Raw genomic sequence first — 16,571 nt, 5'->3', positions numbered from 1 at the left:
AGGACGAACGTGAGCTGGATCTTTTTCACCTTTTTGGCCGCTTTTAGCCAATCATGGCGCAACGCTTTTCAAAACCAATTGAGTAAAACCCTAAATGTCAGTGGCGTTACACTGGCACGCTTTCTATGGGCAAGCCCCCTCGCCTTATTGTATTTAATCGCCCTCTATCAATGGCAACCCGCCGCTATGCCAACCTTTACCGGTTATTCGTGGTTTTTCCTAATTGCGGCGGCCATCATGCAAATTGTCGCCACCGCGTTAATGGTACTGTTGTTTAAACAAAACAACTTTGCGATTGGCGCAGGACTGGCAAAATCAGAAGCGCCTGTTGCGGCGTTTCTAGGGGTACTGTTTTTTGGCACTAGCTTGACCTTTTTAGGTTGGGTGGGAGTTTTGCTGGGCGGTATCGCGGTTTTGATCCTCAGTTGCCCGAAAGGATTTCGGGGTATTTCGCTTAATACAGCGGCATTAGGTTTAGCCTGTAGCACCGCATTCGCACTGACGTCATTATGGATAAGAGAGGCAAGTTTAAGTCTAAGTTTGCCATTTCCACATCGCGCAGCATGGGTGCTGTTCATTGTTATCTTGCTACAAACCCTTTTGTTGACAGGCTACTTACTCATAAAAGACCGTAATACACTCAAACAGATGTTTAGCAAACCTAAACTTGTGGTCATGACTAGCTTAGCCAGTTTTATAGGCTCTTTTGGTTGGTTTAGCGCCATGTCGTTGCAAACCGTGCCTTACGTAAAAACATTGGGACAAGTGGAGATTTTCTTCACTATGCTTGTGTCGTACTTTTATCTTAAAGAAAGCATTCCAAAAAAGGATATCTTCGCACTAGTGTTGGTCGCCTGCGCGGCGGTATTGGTGATGTGGCAGTAGCTCGCTGTTATTGCGAATACTGTTATCGCTCATAAAAAAGATGCGCTACATGCTTGAGGCAAGATTTAGCGCATCCCTTTCAATGACGCAATTGAATCACTTGAGTTTTGGACTACTACGCCCTTTCACTGGCAAGTAATTTATCTTGCACCGCAGACACCGCCCGCTTGGTCGACTCAAACGCAAACTGAGACAGATCTATCTCTGCTAACGGCAACCACTGCAAACTTTCAACATCATCATTAGCCACAACCTCGGCACCGTCGGCCAATGTCACGATAAACACCATATCGCAGGTTTTATAGGTGACATTTTTATAAGGGTAAGTATTAGGAAAAGACGTTAAATATTGCGCCGAGGCGAGCTCTGCGCCAATTTCTTCTTTTAACTCTCTGTGCAATGCAAACTCCGCGCTTTCATCGGGATCAACAAATCCACCCGGTAAATCCCATAGCCCTTTACCGGGATCGCGCGAGCGAGTAGCAACCAACAACTGAGTGTGCTGTTGTGAGTCTTGCTTTATCACCGCCGCCATCACCGCGGCGGCCATATTTTGAAAGAAAGTGAAGTCACAATCACTGCAAATAAATTGGTTATCGTGAACGGCTAAACGTTGCGCCCCACACGCAGGACAATAAAGCATCTTCTAAAACCTTAGATAAAAATATTAACTTCTGTCACTTTATCATTGATAGAAAAAGGAAAGCATGACATTTGGCAGTATACTTAGTGATATAAGCATTGATATCAGCCATACTGAAAGGATTAATCATCCTAGATGGCCTAGACTAGTTTGTCTGGTGTTGAAGCCAAAATTGGCGCTTCATAGGAACACTATATTCCGCAGTAAAAGGACTTCATCAAACAACAGAAACACAGACTCGCGAGCCTATAATCAGCATCTTGTCATGCGACAATGTTTTTCGCACTGTGTTTTGTTATTCCTAATTGGCAATGAGCCAATATGTTGTAATAGGTAAAAATTATGTACTCAATTTTTGATATCTACAAAATAGGTGTCGGTCCTTCTAGTTCGCATACTAACGGCCCAATGTTAGCAGGCTATTACTTTACGCAACTTATTCAGCAAAATGTGGCACAAGTCGCGCGCATTCAAATTGATTTATACGGCTCACTGTCATTAACGGGTAAAGGTCACCACACTGATCGCGCTTCTATTTTAGGTTTGTTGGGAAACCGCCCCGATACCATCAAAATCGCTAGCGCCAATGCGCAAATGCACAGTGCAATTGAGGATGGAAAGCTCAACATCGCCAATCACCATGTGATTGATTTTGATTACGATAAAGACATTTTATTCCACAGCAACAATCTGTCATTACATGAAAATGGCATGACTATTTCGGCATTCGATGAGCAACACTCTCGCATTGGTTTTGAGACTTACTATTCCATTGGCGGCGGATTTATTGCCACGGAAAAAGAGCTGCAACAAGGCAAAAAATCCTCTGATGTTGATGTGCCATTCCCTTTCAATAGCGCCGAACAAATGCTGGCACAAGCAGAAAAGAATGGCCTCAGCCTTGGCGGCATGATTCTGCGCAATGAACAAGTATTCCAAGACATGTCGGCAATTGATGCCAAAGCCGATCAGATTTGGAAAGTAATGCGTTTGTGCATGGAGCGCGGTTTTGAGACCGAAGGTATTTTAGATGGCGGATTAAACGTCACGCGCCGCGCGCCTAACTTATTGAAAAAGCTAGAAGCAAATGCTCTTGTAGAAAATGACCCAATGGAAATCCTTGACTGGATCAACCTGTTTGCCTTTGCCGTAAGTGAAGAAAACGCCGCTGGCGGTCAAGTGGTCACCTCACCGACTAACGGTGCGGCTGGCGTTATTCCTGCGGTACTGATGTATTACCATCGCTTTATCAAACAGCTCGACACTAAACAGCTTAAAGATTTTATGGCGGTGTCTGGCGCGATTGGTATTTTGTACAAAACCAACGCTTCTATTTCTGGCGCAGAAGTGGGTTGTCAGGGCGAAGTGGGAGTGTCATCTTCCATGGCGGCGGCTGGATTAACCGCCCTTCGCGGTGGCAGTAATGAGCAAATTTGTATTGCGGCAGAAATTGCCATGGAACACTCATTAGGCATGACTTGCGATCCGATTGGCGGGCTAGTACAAGTGCCGTGTATCGAGCGCAATGCTATGGGCGCAATGAAAGCGATTAACGCCTCACGTATGGCATTAAGACGCTCTAGTAAGTGTTTGATTTCGCTAGATGATGTCATCGACACCATGTATCAAACCGGTAAAGACATGAACAAGAAATACCGAGAAACCTCATTAGGGGGCTTGGCAATGATTCATCTTGCGCCGCCTTGTGAGTAACAAGTCAATCACCTAGTAAAAACCAAATAGAAAAGGCATACCTGTATAGAGTATGCCTTTTTAATGTTTGCTCTAAGCGAACGCTGAAAATTTAGCTAAGACCAGTAATATTACCATCTTCATCAATATCAAGATTCATAAAGGCTGGCTTATCAGGAAGCCCCGGCATGGTCATTACGTTGCCACACAGCGCGTAGATAAAGCCTGCACCGGCGCAAAGTCGAAGCTCACGAATCGGCACATCAAACTGTGACGGTGCGCCTTTCACTGAACCATCGGTTGAAATAGACATAGGCGTTTTTGCCATACAGATGGCTAAGTTATCAAAACCCAAGGCTTTATATTGAGCCAATTGCGATTTCGCCTTGTCACTCAAGGTAACAGACGCCGCGCCGTAGCCAATTTCACTCACCGCCATGATTTTCTCTTCAAGAGGCTGATTCATGCGATACAAAGGAGTAAATTGCGCCGGAGTGTTATGGCACTGCTCAACCACTTTATTGGCAAGCTCAACCGCGCCAGCGCCACCTTTCGCAAAGGCTTCACATACGGCGACTTCCACCGAGTACGGCAGTGCCTCAACCATGTTCTTCAGCTGTTGCAACTCTTCATCGGTATCTTGCGGGAAACGGTTAATCGCAACTACGGCAGGAACGCCATACTTAGTCACGTTTTCAATATGCCATTTTAAGTTCGCAAAACCGGCTTCTAATGCCGCGCTGTCTTTTTCATACATGCTGTCAGGGATCGGTTGACCCGGTTTTAAACTGTATAACCCTGAGTTTGCTTTTAATCCACGTAAGGTAGCGACAATCACCGCGCAATCAGGCGCTTTATTAGAGGCTTGCGCTTTGATATTACAGGCTTTTTCAAAGCCCATATCCGAACCAAAACCGCCTTCAGTGACAGTAAAGTCAGCCAATTTGGTGGCAATATTATCCGCAATAATTGAAGAGTTACCGTGCGCAATATTGGCAAATGGTCCAGCATGAATCAGTGTTGGAATGCCTTCTAAAGTCTGCATCATCGTTGGCTCAATCGCCTCACGCATGCTCACTGTCATTGCTCCGGCAACACCAAGGTCTTCAGTTGTCACCGCTTTACCTTCAAGGTTGTAACCGACAACAATCTTACCAATGCGCTGGCGCAAATCTTTAAGATCGCTCGCCAGTGCCAGCACTGCCATTAGCTCTGAAGCCGCTGAAATATCAAAACCATCTTCACGCTCATAGCCGTTAATGGTTTTGCCTTCATCATTAATACCTACTGTCACTTTACGCAATGCGCGATCGTTGTGGTCAATAACGCGTTTCCAAACGATAGAGTCAGTATCAATGCGCAATGCGCTAAGCCCTGTGCGAGCTTCAAAATCGTCATAGCCTTTGCGCTGCTCGTGATAAATACGGGCATCAATAGCCGCAGACGCTAGGTTATGCGCAACCGTAACGGCGTGAATATCGCCAGTCAGGTGCAAGTTTAGCTCTTCCATAGGCGCGACTTGAGAATAACCGCCACCTGCTGCGCCACCTTTGACGCCAAATACAGGCCCCATAGAAGGTTGACGAATACAGGTCATGACGGACTGACCTACTTTGAATAAACCTTGCGCAAGTCCAATGGCAGTCACCGTTTTCCCCTCGCCCAGTGGCGTTGGAGTAATGGCAGTAACAACGATCAATTTACCCGTCTTTTTGTTTTCAAGACGTTTTAAAGCTTTGAGGCTAATTTTTGCTTTATGTTGACCGTGAGTTTGAATCTCGTCGCTGTGCAACCCTATAGCGGTTGCGACATCTGAAATGGGGCGTAAAGGGGTAGAGCGTGAGATTTCAATGTCCGACAGCATATGGTCCTCTGGAGGGATAAAAAGACAATCTGATATGGGCGCAAATCTTAAAGAATTTTTAGGATAAGTAAAGAGCAAACGTTTGCGTTACTTGAATAAACGGTAAATTTCATTTTGCAAAAACCGTTAACTAACAGAGTTTATCATCACTGATTACTTTTTTTTAATACACGTCTAACCCAATACCCTATCCCACGATTTTGTTTAGATAGTGCTTGCATCGTCTCTTTACCTTCATAATAAGATTTAAGCCAATCACTGCGAAGCTGGTTAGCTGATAACGGTAAAAATGGGACTAAAAGATCACTCGTTTCAGTGGCGTAATCACATGCCAAAGAGTAATCAATCTTCATCTGCCCTTGTACAAAAAGCCATAAGTGCATACTCAACCAAATGTCGATAATTAAAGGAGACTTGAAGCAATTTGCATGTTCATTCTCAAGAGAATCATCAATCACTTGTTGCATTGCCAATAAGCTGGAGTGCTGAGAACGTAGTTGTTGTAGCTGCTTTTCACGGTGTAAGGTCAATAAACCTAACAATAGTTGCTGATCTGTATGCTGTGGATATTGAGTTTTTGAGCGTTGATACAAGGGCAGTAGCCTCTCGCACAAGGCGTTTAAGTGTGACGCGTCACAAGCAATGCCTGCCTGATCTTTAGGAACAGCAAAGCCAATGCTTTGCATCGTAGTAAATAGAGCGTTATCGGAAGGCATGAGATATCAAATGACTGAGAAAAGGTAACCATACCTTATCTATTTTGCAATATCTAATACCAATCACACTAAGTAAGTGATCAGAAATAGCGCAGGAAAAATGCTCGAGAACAAGGCAGGAATTTTTGATATTCGTGGGCATAAAAAAAGGCAAAAGTGTGGAAAACCCAACTTTTGCCTTTATTCTCTATCATCGCTTCTAAGCGCGACGCAGTGCGGCAGAACGCCCTAAAATAGAAAGGGTTGTGCCATTGTGCAGTAGCGCACTTAAGGTCGGGTTCAAATAACCTAACGCCGCGGCTAACATGATGCCACTGTTAATGTACTCTGCTAGTTTGATGTTAGAATGGATCACTCGCATTGCAATATTTGCCAGCTCTCTCGCTTCAACGACTCCGTAAAGTCCATCTTTTAGCAACACAATATCCGCTACTTGCCTTGCCAGTTCCGTTCCACGGCACATGGCAACACCAACATCAGCTGCGGTTAAAGCCGGCGCGTCATTCACACCATCACCAATGAACATGACCTTTTTACCTTCTTGTTGCAACGATTCGATGATCGATGACTTTTCAGAAGGTACGGTTTGAGCGTACATACGATCAAGCTGTAATTCATCCGCTAGAATCTGAGCTTTATACGTACTGTCACCTGTGATCATGATTAACTCATTAACACCCAGTTTGCGAAGATCAGTCAACGTCTGCAATGCGTCTTCACGCAAGTGGTCACGAAGCCCAATCATCCCTATCAATGTACTCTCATTTGAGATGTAAATAAGGTGACGACCTTCTGCTTCATACTGTTTGATGATCTCCTCAACAAGACTGAAATCGACATTTTCATGCGACTCAAGGAAGTGACGGCTACCCATAACTAGCAGGTTGCCATTTAAGGTTGTTTTTAAGCCGTGAGCAATAACATACTCGACTTCACCATGCTCAATATGAGGTAATTCATTGTGTTTTGCCGCATTGACTACTGCTTGTGACAATGGGTGATTACTGTGCTCTTCTACCGATGCAGCAATCGCCAACAAGTCACGTGCATTCTTGCTAGGACACAAAGGAATGACATCTGTCACTTCCATATCACCATGAGTGAGCGTACCGGTTTTATCGAACACACAAGTATCGATGCCGATCATTTTCTCAATGGCACTGCCCCCTTTAAATAAAATACCTTGCTGCGCAGCGCGGTACATTATTGATTTAAAGGTCACAGGGGTACTCAATTTCAGTGCACATGAATAGTCCACTAAGAATACCGAGGCCACGCGGTTAATATCTTGGGTAAGAGCAAATACAGCAGCGCCAATACCTAATGTGATTTTAACTCGGCGATCAGCCATATCTTGAGTTACGCGCTGAATTTCACTTTTTTCACTCAAAGAGTCATAAATCAGTTTCGCAATCTGCGCTGTGGTCGCTTCACTACCCACTTTGTCCACGCGAACAAGAATGGTGCCTTCGTGAACAAGAGTGCCAGAATAAACTTTGGCGCCTTCTTCACGGCGAACAGGTACGTTTTCACCCGTCAGTGAAGACTGGTTGATCAGAGCCGTCCCTTTGATCACAGTCCCGTCAATAGGGATGAGAACACCTGGAGCTAACTCAATGACATTACCTTCTTGTAAAGTACTTGAGTTAACTTGCGTTCTTACCCCATCTTGCACAAGCCAAACAATGGTATCTTTAGGACGCATTAAGTCAGCCAATAGTTCATCACTATTGCGGCTGGTTTTCTGCTCCATATACTCGCCAAGGCTAATTAGGCTTTGGGTCATCATCGCCGTTTTATAGTCACCACGCCAAGCAGAAAGCCCCACTGCGATAGCATCTAAAACTTCCACGGATACGTTTTTGTCTTTTAGCTCTTTAACACCTTCAAGTAATGTTGGTGCAATCAAGGTCGCGGTGGTCACTGCGCCCCATTTTTGAGGTAATAATGCTGCTGATATAGTGCCAATGACATTCATTGCTATATCACCACGGGTGAACTCATGTTCGCTTTCTTCAGTGGTTGCTTCTGAAAAATCAAGATGCGATAACCTTTGTTCTACAATGCTGTAGTCAAGTAATTGTGTCTCATATTCGACAACAACAGAACAAGCGGCCTCATTAACGCGAACGAGAGAGATTCCTTGAATAGCCATTAAACTGGTTTTAATCCAAGCACCTATATCAGCATGGTGTCTTAGTTTAGGGACCTTAAAGCGAATTCGTCCTGGGACGTGATGCTTTAGTTTAATGGGGTTCATTCTTCACCCTTATGCAGGTTACGGTAGTACTCAAGTTCAGCTTGAGTATCTTCTAAACGTTCTTTTAATTCTTCAACTTCACCGCGTACGCTAGACCATGCTTTCTCACCTGTGGTCACAACGCCTTGCTTAAATTTCTTATTTGTCAGTAAGTAAGCAACAGCAGCACCGGCTGCTAAACCCATAGCAAAATGAGTCTTAGTATTTTGGTTTTTATATTGAGTAGTCTCGCTTTGCGCAGCTTCATCTTGTGATGATTGCTCTGCTGGTGCACTACTTGCAAATGGATTAATTGCCATTTTTTGATCCTGATGATTGATCTAATAAATACAAACTTGCCGCTCCAACACTCAAAATAGTCAGCATAGATAAAGCAGGACGGCCCGCCATTTTCTCTGCGACAAACGTTGTAGCGCCAGAAGCGATTCCTGTTTTTAGAGCCGTTTTGGCTGCATTTCCAACCAGTTCATTAGTTGAGATTGCGCCTTCCTTATGTTGGTTCCATTGACGAATAACGGTGGTGCTACCACCTGCGATAGCACCGACCAACATTGCTCTATTTGCAGAACTCAATCTATTTGTTGAGTTACTCATAGGCTTATAGCTCTTTTGTTTCTTCAGGTTCAGCCGTTTCTTCTTTTACTTCTGTCTCAGCTTTATGCTTCTCTACAGACTGTTGAAAACCTTGTTTACCCGCTGAAACAGTATCTCGGAAAATTTCGCTACTTGTGCTGATGTTCTCTTTTACTGAAGAGGCTGTATTTACCGCAGTATCCTTCACACCTTCAGTACCTGATTTAAGCATGTCGCCAGCACCAGAAACGAGACCCATTAGTTTGCCTCGAACATTTTCATTACCCAATAACATTGCCGCTGCTGCGCCAATCATTGCGCCTTTCCAAAATTCTTTATCACTCATACCAAAAGTTCCTAATATTTCATTAAACGTACCCGCATCTTCACCTAATGCATCATCCAGCATGACTTGTGCTTGCGCAAAAAGAGCGTCATGAGTGTCTGAAGATTCGGTAGCCTGCGGCTGTGGTTGTTGTGCCTGAGGTTGCGACGCCGGAGACGGCGGTTGTTGAAACTGCTGTTGCTGCATAGGCATCGGCGGCTGGCTACAACATTGATGTGGCATCATGTTGGGTGGATATTGTGAAGCCATATATGGTGACATCATTGGTGGCATCATTGGTGGCATCATTGGCGGCATATTTCCACCCAATTGTTGCTGCATAGCAACATAAGACTTTGCCATTTCTTTTTGCATTTCTAACATCGCATGAAAATACGCTTCATACGGATCAGAAGAAGGGTGCTTATCTTCCATTAACAATCTCCGCTATTATTTATACGCTCAGCAATATTGCGGCAAGCCACTTCTACATCGTCTTCATTAACGGAAAAGAGTAAATCGATCCAATCAGGTTCTATTGTGACCGGATCGTATTCTATGAGGATGCTTCCTGTTTTTGCGTTGAGCTGATAGTTTTTAAATGCAGGTACTGACTGAAGTGCTTTTTCAATATCTTGGCTTTTAAAGGTGCTAAGTTGTGCGACGATACCAAGCTTATACTTAAGTCGCACTCTACCAGGTATATGATGGCTAATTTTTACCCATCGTCTTAATTTCAATACCCTTGAAACGTACTGTTCCATAACCATTAACCTATGATTTATAAGAATTAACACAAATCGTTACATAAAAACTCATACGACCAGTGTTTGTATGCAGTTTCTCTAATTGTGCACTCAATTACAAGTTGAATTGAATTTTTTTGCACTGACTGAACTCAAATGCTAGTATCAGAAATGTAAATGATTATCATTTGGTGTGCGATTATTATGAATACTTATATTCACAAGACAAATCAACGAGTTAGAGTGCGATCTGACTATATCAAAAATAACCCTAAAACCGTGATTGAACTCATAGAACAGCTAAAAGAAATCGATTCTATACAGAAAGTAACCTACAAAAAGCATGCAGGTTCTGTGGCTATTCACTTTGATGATAAAGAACTGGATTGTGAGAGTTTAATTGAGATTTTAGAAAGTCATCACTGGATGCAGAGTACGGAAAAACCGTCACTGATTGAAAATGCAGCCATAACTGGCACTAAAACTTTAGCAAAAAGCATTGCTGGAATTGCACTCAGTCGCCTAGTAGGTCCATCACTTAGCAGAGCTATACTCAACTTCGCCTAACAGGCTGAAGAATAATCCCGCTCTATATTCAAATGATATCTATCCAAACAGTATTTATGCTGAAAGCTTAAAACGTTTAGCCGCACACTTACATATGCCATTTTGTAACGCAGGACATCGTTTGCAAGGTGGTGACTTAAGCGCAACATGCAAAATAGATTTTTGGGGACTAGGGATTGGTTTCGAAGATGAAGTAGAATTTTCCAGCTGCTCTCGCAAAGGCGATTCCACCACTTCAATCTTGTGTTGATGATCATTAAACCATGATAATACTGGCAACAAAGGCGTTGCAAGTTCATGAACAACACCTGTAATAGCTCTATTGACACTATCATTGATGTCTTTTTTTAGGGCGCTACTTGAGTCATTACGACGGCTATTAGTGGCATTCACTTTGAGCTTCTTAAGCTGCTCAACCCCTTGCTTCTTAATTTTTTTCTCTGATTTCTTTTTCAGCTTTTTTAGTGCTTTCTTAGCATTCATTTTCAGCACCTTCGCTTTCAATAACTTATTAATGATAACGATTACTGTTAGCGTTTGCAATATTCAAGCTCACGCAATCACGTTTACATTTCGGTGCAACCGACTTAGAAATCCCCCCCCTACTTAACTCAACCATAAGCCAAATCAATGAATAACTTTGATGTTCATTCAACTTTTCATACAAAATATCAATAATATGATGCACCTTTCATATGTAGCCATTATATTGCGAATGATTTTCATTAGCATCGATTAATCGTTATTTTGTAGGGAGTTACAAACATTATGATCAAAAAATATCTGGCAGTCGTTATCGCAGCAGCATTTGCTAATGCGACATACGCAGATAATCATGATCCAAAAAATGAAGCTGAACATGAAACTATGGTAGTCATCGGAAACCGCGTTGATACCCAGCAGCAAGAGTATGTAGGTTCGGTCAATATAGTCACTGAAGACGAACTGGCCACCAGCGCTAATCTTATGGATAGCTTAAGCGCGGTCCCTGGTATTAATGCAGGATCAGATCTAGGTCGTAATATCGGGCAACAGTTTAATATTCGTGGTTTCAATGATGACGATCGCGTCATTATTATGCAAAACGGTGTGCCAAGATCCAGTGCATTATTTTCCAACCAAGTTTCGAGCTTCAGAAGTGACACTGATTTACTAAAACGCGTTGAAACAGTAAAAGGGTCATCCTCTATTTTATATGGTAGTGGCGCTATTGGCGGTGTTATCAGCATGAGATTAAAAGACGCATCAGACTACCTTGTCAATGACGAAAACTTTGCTGGAATGGTCGGTGGGCGATACGAATCTAATAATATGCACAGCTATAGAGGTGCGATTGCAGGACAAGATGACAGCGGGAAATTTGACTTTGTCTTATATGGCAAAGAAGCCAACTTTGGTGATATTAAGTTAGCTGACGGCGGCACCCAGTCATACGATACCGTTGGAAATGATGAGTCAGCCAAAACCGCCTATGTGAACCTAGGATGGAATATTTCGCAAGAACAGCGTCTTGCGCTCGGCTTATTCCACTATCACAGCGACGTAGAAACAGCTTGGAATAGCCTAAATCACCCAGATACTAGCATTCCAACGGTGGGTGAACTGACTCAAACTGACTTGACTGTTAATTATAGCTACGCTCCATTTAGCAATGATCTTATTGACCTTGAAGTTGCGTCTTATGTAAGTCAATCAGAGTATGATCGCGACTACATCAATACCAACAATAGCACACACATACACTATGCGAACGAAGAGTCTCGTGCTGGCCTATCGGTTAAAAACATCTCTCGATTCTACACCGGTAGTTTGTACCACACTGCGGTGATGGGTATTGATTATCATCATCGTCAAGACGACGCGTCGTACAGCTCCAATGGTGTTGCCTCACAGTTTCACACCATGCCTAGCGAATACAACGATTGGGGTATTTATGCCCAAGATCTACTCGAAGTTGGAGATTGGGAATTTACGCTCGGTGCCCGTTACGATTACTTCAATCGCAAAGTGGACAACAACCCTGATGCCGACTTCACTGGCGATGCGTTTTCGCCACGTATTGCAGCCAGCTATGAGATTGCAAATGGCCTGCATTTGTTAGGGGGCTACTCCGTTGCATTTAGAGCGCCTTCACCTCATGAAACAGGCGCAGAAGGACCACTAAACATCCATTATTGGTACTTACCAAACCCTGATTTAAAGCCTGAGACGTCAGAAGAATTTGAAGGGGGTATCTCTTACGTTAACAATGCACTCTTTACCCAAAGCGATCGACTGTCTATAAAACTGATGTATTTTGATGCCAATATTAACGACATGATTGCGCTAGAAACACTGCCAGAACTGGGCGAGTCTCCTGATCAAAGCATGTACGCGCAATACACCAATATTGACAATGCAAAACGTAAAGGGGTAGAACTCACTTCGACCTATGATCTAGATAACATCAGCGTGTCAGCCAGCTATGAACACCTTGATCTTTATGACAAAGAAACCAAGGAAAAAGTCACGCCATTTGCTGATAAAGTCCGCATCGCTGCCGCTTATACTTTCCAAGACATAGGCTTAACTCTTGGAGCTGATGTCAATCACTGGTTCGAGCCGGATCAAAATCCAGAATCATTCATGTGGGGAACAACCGAGTACTTTTACGTCAGTGATTCATACACTCAAGCCAATGTCTCTGGCATATGGCGCATCAAAGAGTCTGGACTGCCATTGGGAGTGCTAAATGACGCCACATTGAAATTTGGTATTAACAATATCTTTGATGGCCAGTATATCAATGCTGAAAACGTCACCACCACGACTAAAGTGGGCAAAGAAACCAATTACTACGTTGATCTTGATCTACGATTCTAATGGTCTCTAGACGCAGTGGGGCCTAACGCCTCACTGCATTTTCACGGCTAAATGTAGAAATGAAGAAGCAATAAAGAGCTACAACTTCACAACAACACTGCCATTGTCGTCTTTTTCTATTTGAATTAACGTGGCATTTTCAGGATCGGCAATCTCACTCAATCGACTAAGAGGAATATCTAAATAGTGAGCAAGTATGGTTTTGATCGCTATCCAATGAGAAACCACCATAATATTTGTGCACGCCTCTTTAGCAAAAATATCGTCTAATTTCGCCACCAGCCTAGCTTGAAGCTGCTGAAAAGTCTCCGCACCTTGCAGTGCAAAATACTCAGAACTGTTTAAAAAAAGTTGATATTGCTCCGGCGTTAAAACCTCAGCCTCCCCTCTTAGTTTACCTTCCCATGATCCAAGGCTTATTTCCATCAAGGCTTCAGAAGTAACCACCTCAACATCTCGGCCTTCCAATACGATGTCACTCGTATCCACCGCACGCTGCAAAGGACTGACATACGCCTTATGTATTTCAAATTGCTCCAACAGTTTTCGAGCCTGAATAGACTGCTGCACTCCCACCTCAGTCAATGGAGAATTTTTCTGTCCTTGAAGTCGCCCCTCAACATTCCATTGTGTTTGACCGTGTCTAAGCAGAAAAATCTTTGTTGTGTTCAATGTATTGTCTCTACGATGTAATAAATCTACAGAGTGAGCAATATATCACTCTGTGGATTTGTCGGGAATGTGTGTCTGCGATAGCATTGATTTTCAAAGATAAATATTCAAATATACCGAACGTTAGTAACCTCATGCTTGGAGTACATTATGCCTTTACCAGACGAGAGACTATTGCCACTCATAAATTGGCATAAACTAAAGCACCCTCAATTTTCAGGGAATAACACTCCTAATGAAAATAGTACTCAATATTTACAGCAACTCACATCCGATATCATCGTTCCACTCCAAAAGCAATTTGGCACACTACATATCAGCTACGGTTTCAACTCAGCAGAGCTTTTACGTTGGCTCACGAAACATTCCCCCAAAGATATGGGACCTAAAATAGATCAACATGCATCAATGGAGCTAAATTTGCGAGGGAACCGTATATGTAAAAGAGACGGGGCAGCCTGTGATATTACGTTGAGTGAATATGAAAATAGAATGAATGAGATTGCTAAATTCATTATCGAGCACCTAAACTTTGACCGATTGTATTATTATGGAGCAAATAGACCACTGCATGTCAGCATAGGTCCTGATAATACGCGCTATGTTCAATTTAGAAAAACTAAAGCAGATGGAACTAGAGTAGCAGGGCAATCCCGTATAGGAGCTTCTGCTCTGGAGCTATTTACTGACTAAGAAAAATGCAAGGATGCCTCATGAACGCCTCTCAATTTTCAAACCTTGTATCAGACATCAAAATGGGTAAGCACTTACCTGATGCTGTATACATTCACCGAGACGCATTTGAAGCTATCCCCCCTGCACTACAAAGTTTTATCCCTGCGGTAGCCAAAGCATTAAACTTTGATGACAAAAACTGGAATTTAATCAAACTATTCAAAAAAGATTTTCGTTTATCGTTACTATATTACCCAACCTTTTATACTGATTCTTATCCAGCTCTAAAGCACAGTTTAAACGTCAACCTAGCCAAACTAACTCATAAACTGACCAATTATGAAGATTCGGATAATCCCCCCATCTTGCATCGCAAAGAGACTATGGTTTTATCAACCAATGCTTACTATGAGCACTTTATTACTCTTACCCAAGAAGGGAAAAATGCAGGCCTTTATGAAAATAGTCGCCTTATTGGCTTTAAACAGTCTTGGGAAAACTTAATAGCACATCATGGTTATGAGCTAGTTGACGGCCGCTTGTTTCGTAGCTCAGCTGTCATACAGGATAAAGCAAAAACCATAGATAGGCACAAAACAGCACTTGTTAGACATGAGCTATCAGCTCCGATGAAAACTCTTGTGAAACATGGCTACCTAAATGGTTCTTGTTCTATCTTCGATTATGGCTGTGGCCGAGGTGATGACCTCACCGAACTAGAGGCACATGGTTTAGATGCATTAGGTTGGGACCCAAACTTTCAACCAGACAGCGATAAAGTCAATTCAGATATTGTTAATTTAGGTTTTGTACTGAATGTAATTGAAAATCAAGATGAAAGATTAGAAGCACTACTCGGGGCTTGGGATTTAGCCGATAAATTTCTCGTAGTCTCCGTCATGCTTGCTAACGAAAACCATATCGCACAATTCAAGCCTTATAAAGATGGCGTAATCACCTCTCGCAACACCTTTCAAAAATATTATGCTCAAGCAGAGATAAAGGCCTACCTCGAAAGAAGCCTGCAAGAAGAAGCCCTCGCTGTCGCTCCTGGCATTTTCTACATTTTTAAAGACAAACTAGAAGAGCAGCAATACCTACAAAGTAAGTATAAACGTTACCATAAATGGCAACAGCTAACCTCACCCGCTCCCATTGAAACCAAAGACAAAGCTAAACTACTCATCACCCAACACCAAGAGCTCTTTAATGAATTTTGGAGCACCTGTTTATCTCTAGGTCGCCTCCCCGCCAATGATGAATTTGAACAGTCTTCAAGAATTCGAGAACTTATCGGCTCGCATAAAAAGGTGTTCAACCTACTACAAGAAATATTTGATGCTAAAGAGTTTGAACATGCAGAGAAAAACCGCAAGGAAGACCTTCTTGTGTATTTTGCTATGGCGCTATTTGAAAAAAGAAAACCTTACACCCAGCAACACGAAACTCTTAAGCGCGACATAAAGGCACTCTTTAATGATTATAAAACTGCAGTCAATCTAGCGGCTGAGTTGCTATTTGCTATTGCCGATGTTGACTTAATCCAGAAGCAATGTGAAAAAGCTCACGAACTATTGCCTGCGAGCCTTTTAAACAAAGGTCACTCCCTCATTCTGCACCGTGACTATATCAATGATTTACCACTCCTATTACGTGTTTATGTAGGAGCTGGACTACAGATGTATGGTGAATTGGATGAAGAGATCGACCTCATAAAAATCCATATTCGGTCAGGGAAACTCACCCTCACAGCATATGATGATTTTAACCAGTCAGTCCCCTTCCTAAACGAGCGCATAAAAATAAAAATGGCCGAACAAGATATCGATTTTTTTGACTATGTGAATGAAACTCGTAGGCCCCCACTACTTAACAAGCACCTTTATATGTCTTCTAAGCATGAAAATCACAAGAAACAGTTGAGCTTCGATAAGCGATTAGCAAAACTCATGGAGTTTGATTTTACCGAAGAAACGCAGATGACAAGGCCGGAATTTGAAGTGCTTCTAGACAAACATAATCGAAAAATCAAAGGCTTTACATTAAGCACAAGATAAGGACTTTAAACAACGGTAAAAACCTATTTTTTCT

At 42.7% G+C, this 16,571-nt stretch carries 16 protein-coding genes; 6 read left to right on the top strand and 10 right to left on the bottom strand.

Going from position 1 to position 16,571, the window contains the following annotated elements:
- Nucleotides 1-9 precede the first annotated feature (9 nt).
- Complete coding sequence (locus VEZ01S_RS10155) at nt 10-885, top strand: EamA family transporter (protein WP_021713955.1); 876 nt, start codon at nt 10-12, stop codon at nt 883-885.
- A gap of 115 nt (nt 886-1,000) precedes the next feature.
- On the opposite strand, the gene VEZ01S_RS10150 is transcribed toward VEZ01S_RS10155, so the two are convergent.
- Entirely contained in the window at nt 1,001-1,528 is a 528-nt protein-coding gene (locus VEZ01S_RS10150) for an NUDIX hydrolase (protein ID WP_021713954.1), read from the bottom strand.
- Nucleotides 1,529-1,870: 342 nt separating this feature from the next.
- On the opposite strand from VEZ01S_RS10150, the gene VEZ01S_RS10145 reads away from it, so the two are divergent.
- Complete coding sequence (locus tag VEZ01S_RS10145; protein WP_021713953.1) at nt 1,871-3,241, top strand: L-serine ammonia-lyase; 1,371 nt, start codon at nt 1,871-1,873, stop codon at nt 3,239-3,241.
- A 91-nt stretch (nt 3,242-3,332) separates the two neighbouring features.
- On the opposite strand, the gene VEZ01S_RS10140 is transcribed toward VEZ01S_RS10145, so the two are convergent.
- The 7 genes from VEZ01S_RS10140 to VEZ01S_RS10110 form a co-directional block, all read right to left on the bottom strand.
- On the bottom strand, nt 3,333-5,084 hold the full coding sequence (locus tag VEZ01S_RS10140) for a formate--tetrahydrofolate ligase (RefSeq protein ID WP_021713952.1): 1,752 nt from the start codon (nt 5,082-5,084) through the stop codon (nt 3,333-3,335).
- 146 nt (nt 5,085-5,230) lie between these two features.
- Complete coding sequence (locus tag VEZ01S_RS10135; protein ID WP_021713951.1) at nt 5,231-5,800, bottom strand: hypothetical protein; 570 nt, start codon at nt 5,798-5,800, stop codon at nt 5,231-5,233.
- Between the two features lie 199 nt (nt 5,801-5,999).
- Entirely contained in the window at nt 6,000-8,060 is a 2,061-nt protein-coding gene (locus tag VEZ01S_RS10130; protein ID WP_021713950.1) for a heavy metal translocating P-type ATPase, read from the bottom strand.
- Nucleotides 8,057-8,359, bottom strand: a complete 303-nt coding sequence (locus VEZ01S_RS10125) for a YtxH domain-containing protein (RefSeq protein ID WP_021713949.1) — start codon at nt 8,357-8,359, stop codon at nt 8,057-8,059. The genes VEZ01S_RS10130 and VEZ01S_RS10125 overlap by 4 nt, the downstream gene beginning before the upstream one ends.
- Nucleotides 8,349-8,654: a magnetosome protein MamC family protein gene (locus tag VEZ01S_RS10120; RefSeq protein WP_021713948.1), complete on the bottom strand. Its 306-nt coding sequence runs from the start codon at nt 8,652-8,654 to the stop codon at nt 8,349-8,351. Before VEZ01S_RS10120 ends, VEZ01S_RS10125 begins: the two co-directional genes overlap by 11 nt.
- Nucleotides 8,655-8,658: 4 nt before the next feature.
- Entirely contained in the window at nt 8,659-9,393 is a 735-nt protein-coding gene (locus VEZ01S_RS10115; protein WP_021713947.1) for a hypothetical protein, read from the bottom strand.
- Nucleotides 9,393-9,722 (bottom strand): HMA2 domain-containing protein, encoded by a 330-nt coding sequence (locus tag VEZ01S_RS10110; protein ID WP_021713946.1) that lies wholly within the window; start codon nt 9,720-9,722, stop codon nt 9,393-9,395. The genes VEZ01S_RS10115 and VEZ01S_RS10110 overlap by 1 nt, the downstream gene beginning before the upstream one ends.
- Before the next feature lie 159 nt (nt 9,723-9,881).
- Between VEZ01S_RS10110 and VEZ01S_RS10105 the strand changes: the two genes are divergently transcribed.
- A complete protein-coding gene (locus VEZ01S_RS10105; RefSeq protein ID WP_021713945.1) occupies nt 9,882-10,271 on the top strand; it encodes an HMA2 domain-containing protein in 390 nt (129 codons plus the stop codon).
- A gap of 54 nt (nt 10,272-10,325) precedes the next feature.
- Here the strand turns inward: VEZ01S_RS10105 and VEZ01S_RS10100 are convergent, their stop codons facing one another.
- A complete protein-coding gene (locus VEZ01S_RS10100) occupies nt 10,326-10,754 on the bottom strand; it encodes a hypothetical protein (RefSeq protein WP_021713944.1) in 429 nt (142 codons plus the stop codon).
- Nucleotides 10,755-11,039: 285 nt separating this feature from the next.
- Here VEZ01S_RS10100 and VEZ01S_RS10095 point away from each other — a divergent pair, with 285 nt between their 5' ends.
- The gene (locus VEZ01S_RS10095; RefSeq protein WP_021713943.1) at nt 11,040-13,133 is read left to right on the top strand and encodes a TonB-dependent receptor domain-containing protein; all 2,094 of its coding nucleotides are present in this window, start codon (nt 11,040-11,042) and stop codon (nt 13,131-13,133) included.
- 78 nt (nt 13,134-13,211) lie between these two features.
- Here VEZ01S_RS10095 and VEZ01S_RS10090 read toward each other — a convergent pair whose 3' ends face one another.
- Nucleotides 13,212-13,805, bottom strand: a complete 594-nt coding sequence (locus tag VEZ01S_RS10090; protein WP_021713942.1) for a histidine phosphatase family protein — start codon at nt 13,803-13,805, stop codon at nt 13,212-13,214.
- A gap of 150 nt (nt 13,806-13,955) precedes the next feature.
- Here VEZ01S_RS10090 and VEZ01S_RS10085 point away from each other — a divergent pair, with 150 nt between their 5' ends.
- The gene (locus VEZ01S_RS10085; protein WP_021713941.1) at nt 13,956-14,498 is read left to right on the top strand and encodes a hypothetical protein; all 543 of its coding nucleotides are present in this window, start codon (nt 13,956-13,958) and stop codon (nt 14,496-14,498) included.
- 20 nt (nt 14,499-14,518) lie between these two features.
- Nucleotides 14,519-16,537, top strand: a complete 2,019-nt coding sequence (locus VEZ01S_RS10080) for a DNA phosphorothioation-associated putative methyltransferase (protein ID WP_021713940.1) — start codon at nt 14,519-14,521, stop codon at nt 16,535-16,537.
- Nucleotides 16,538-16,571: the final 34 nt, after the last annotated feature.

This window comes from Vibrio ezurae NBRC 102218 (assembly GCF_000467185.1).
In the GTDB taxonomy this organism is placed as follows: Bacteria; Pseudomonadota; Gammaproteobacteria; order Enterobacterales; family Vibrionaceae; genus Vibrio; species Vibrio ezurae.
The sequence above is the reverse complement of the archived record's forward strand: the minus strand, read 5'-3'. Positions and strand labels throughout refer to the sequence as shown.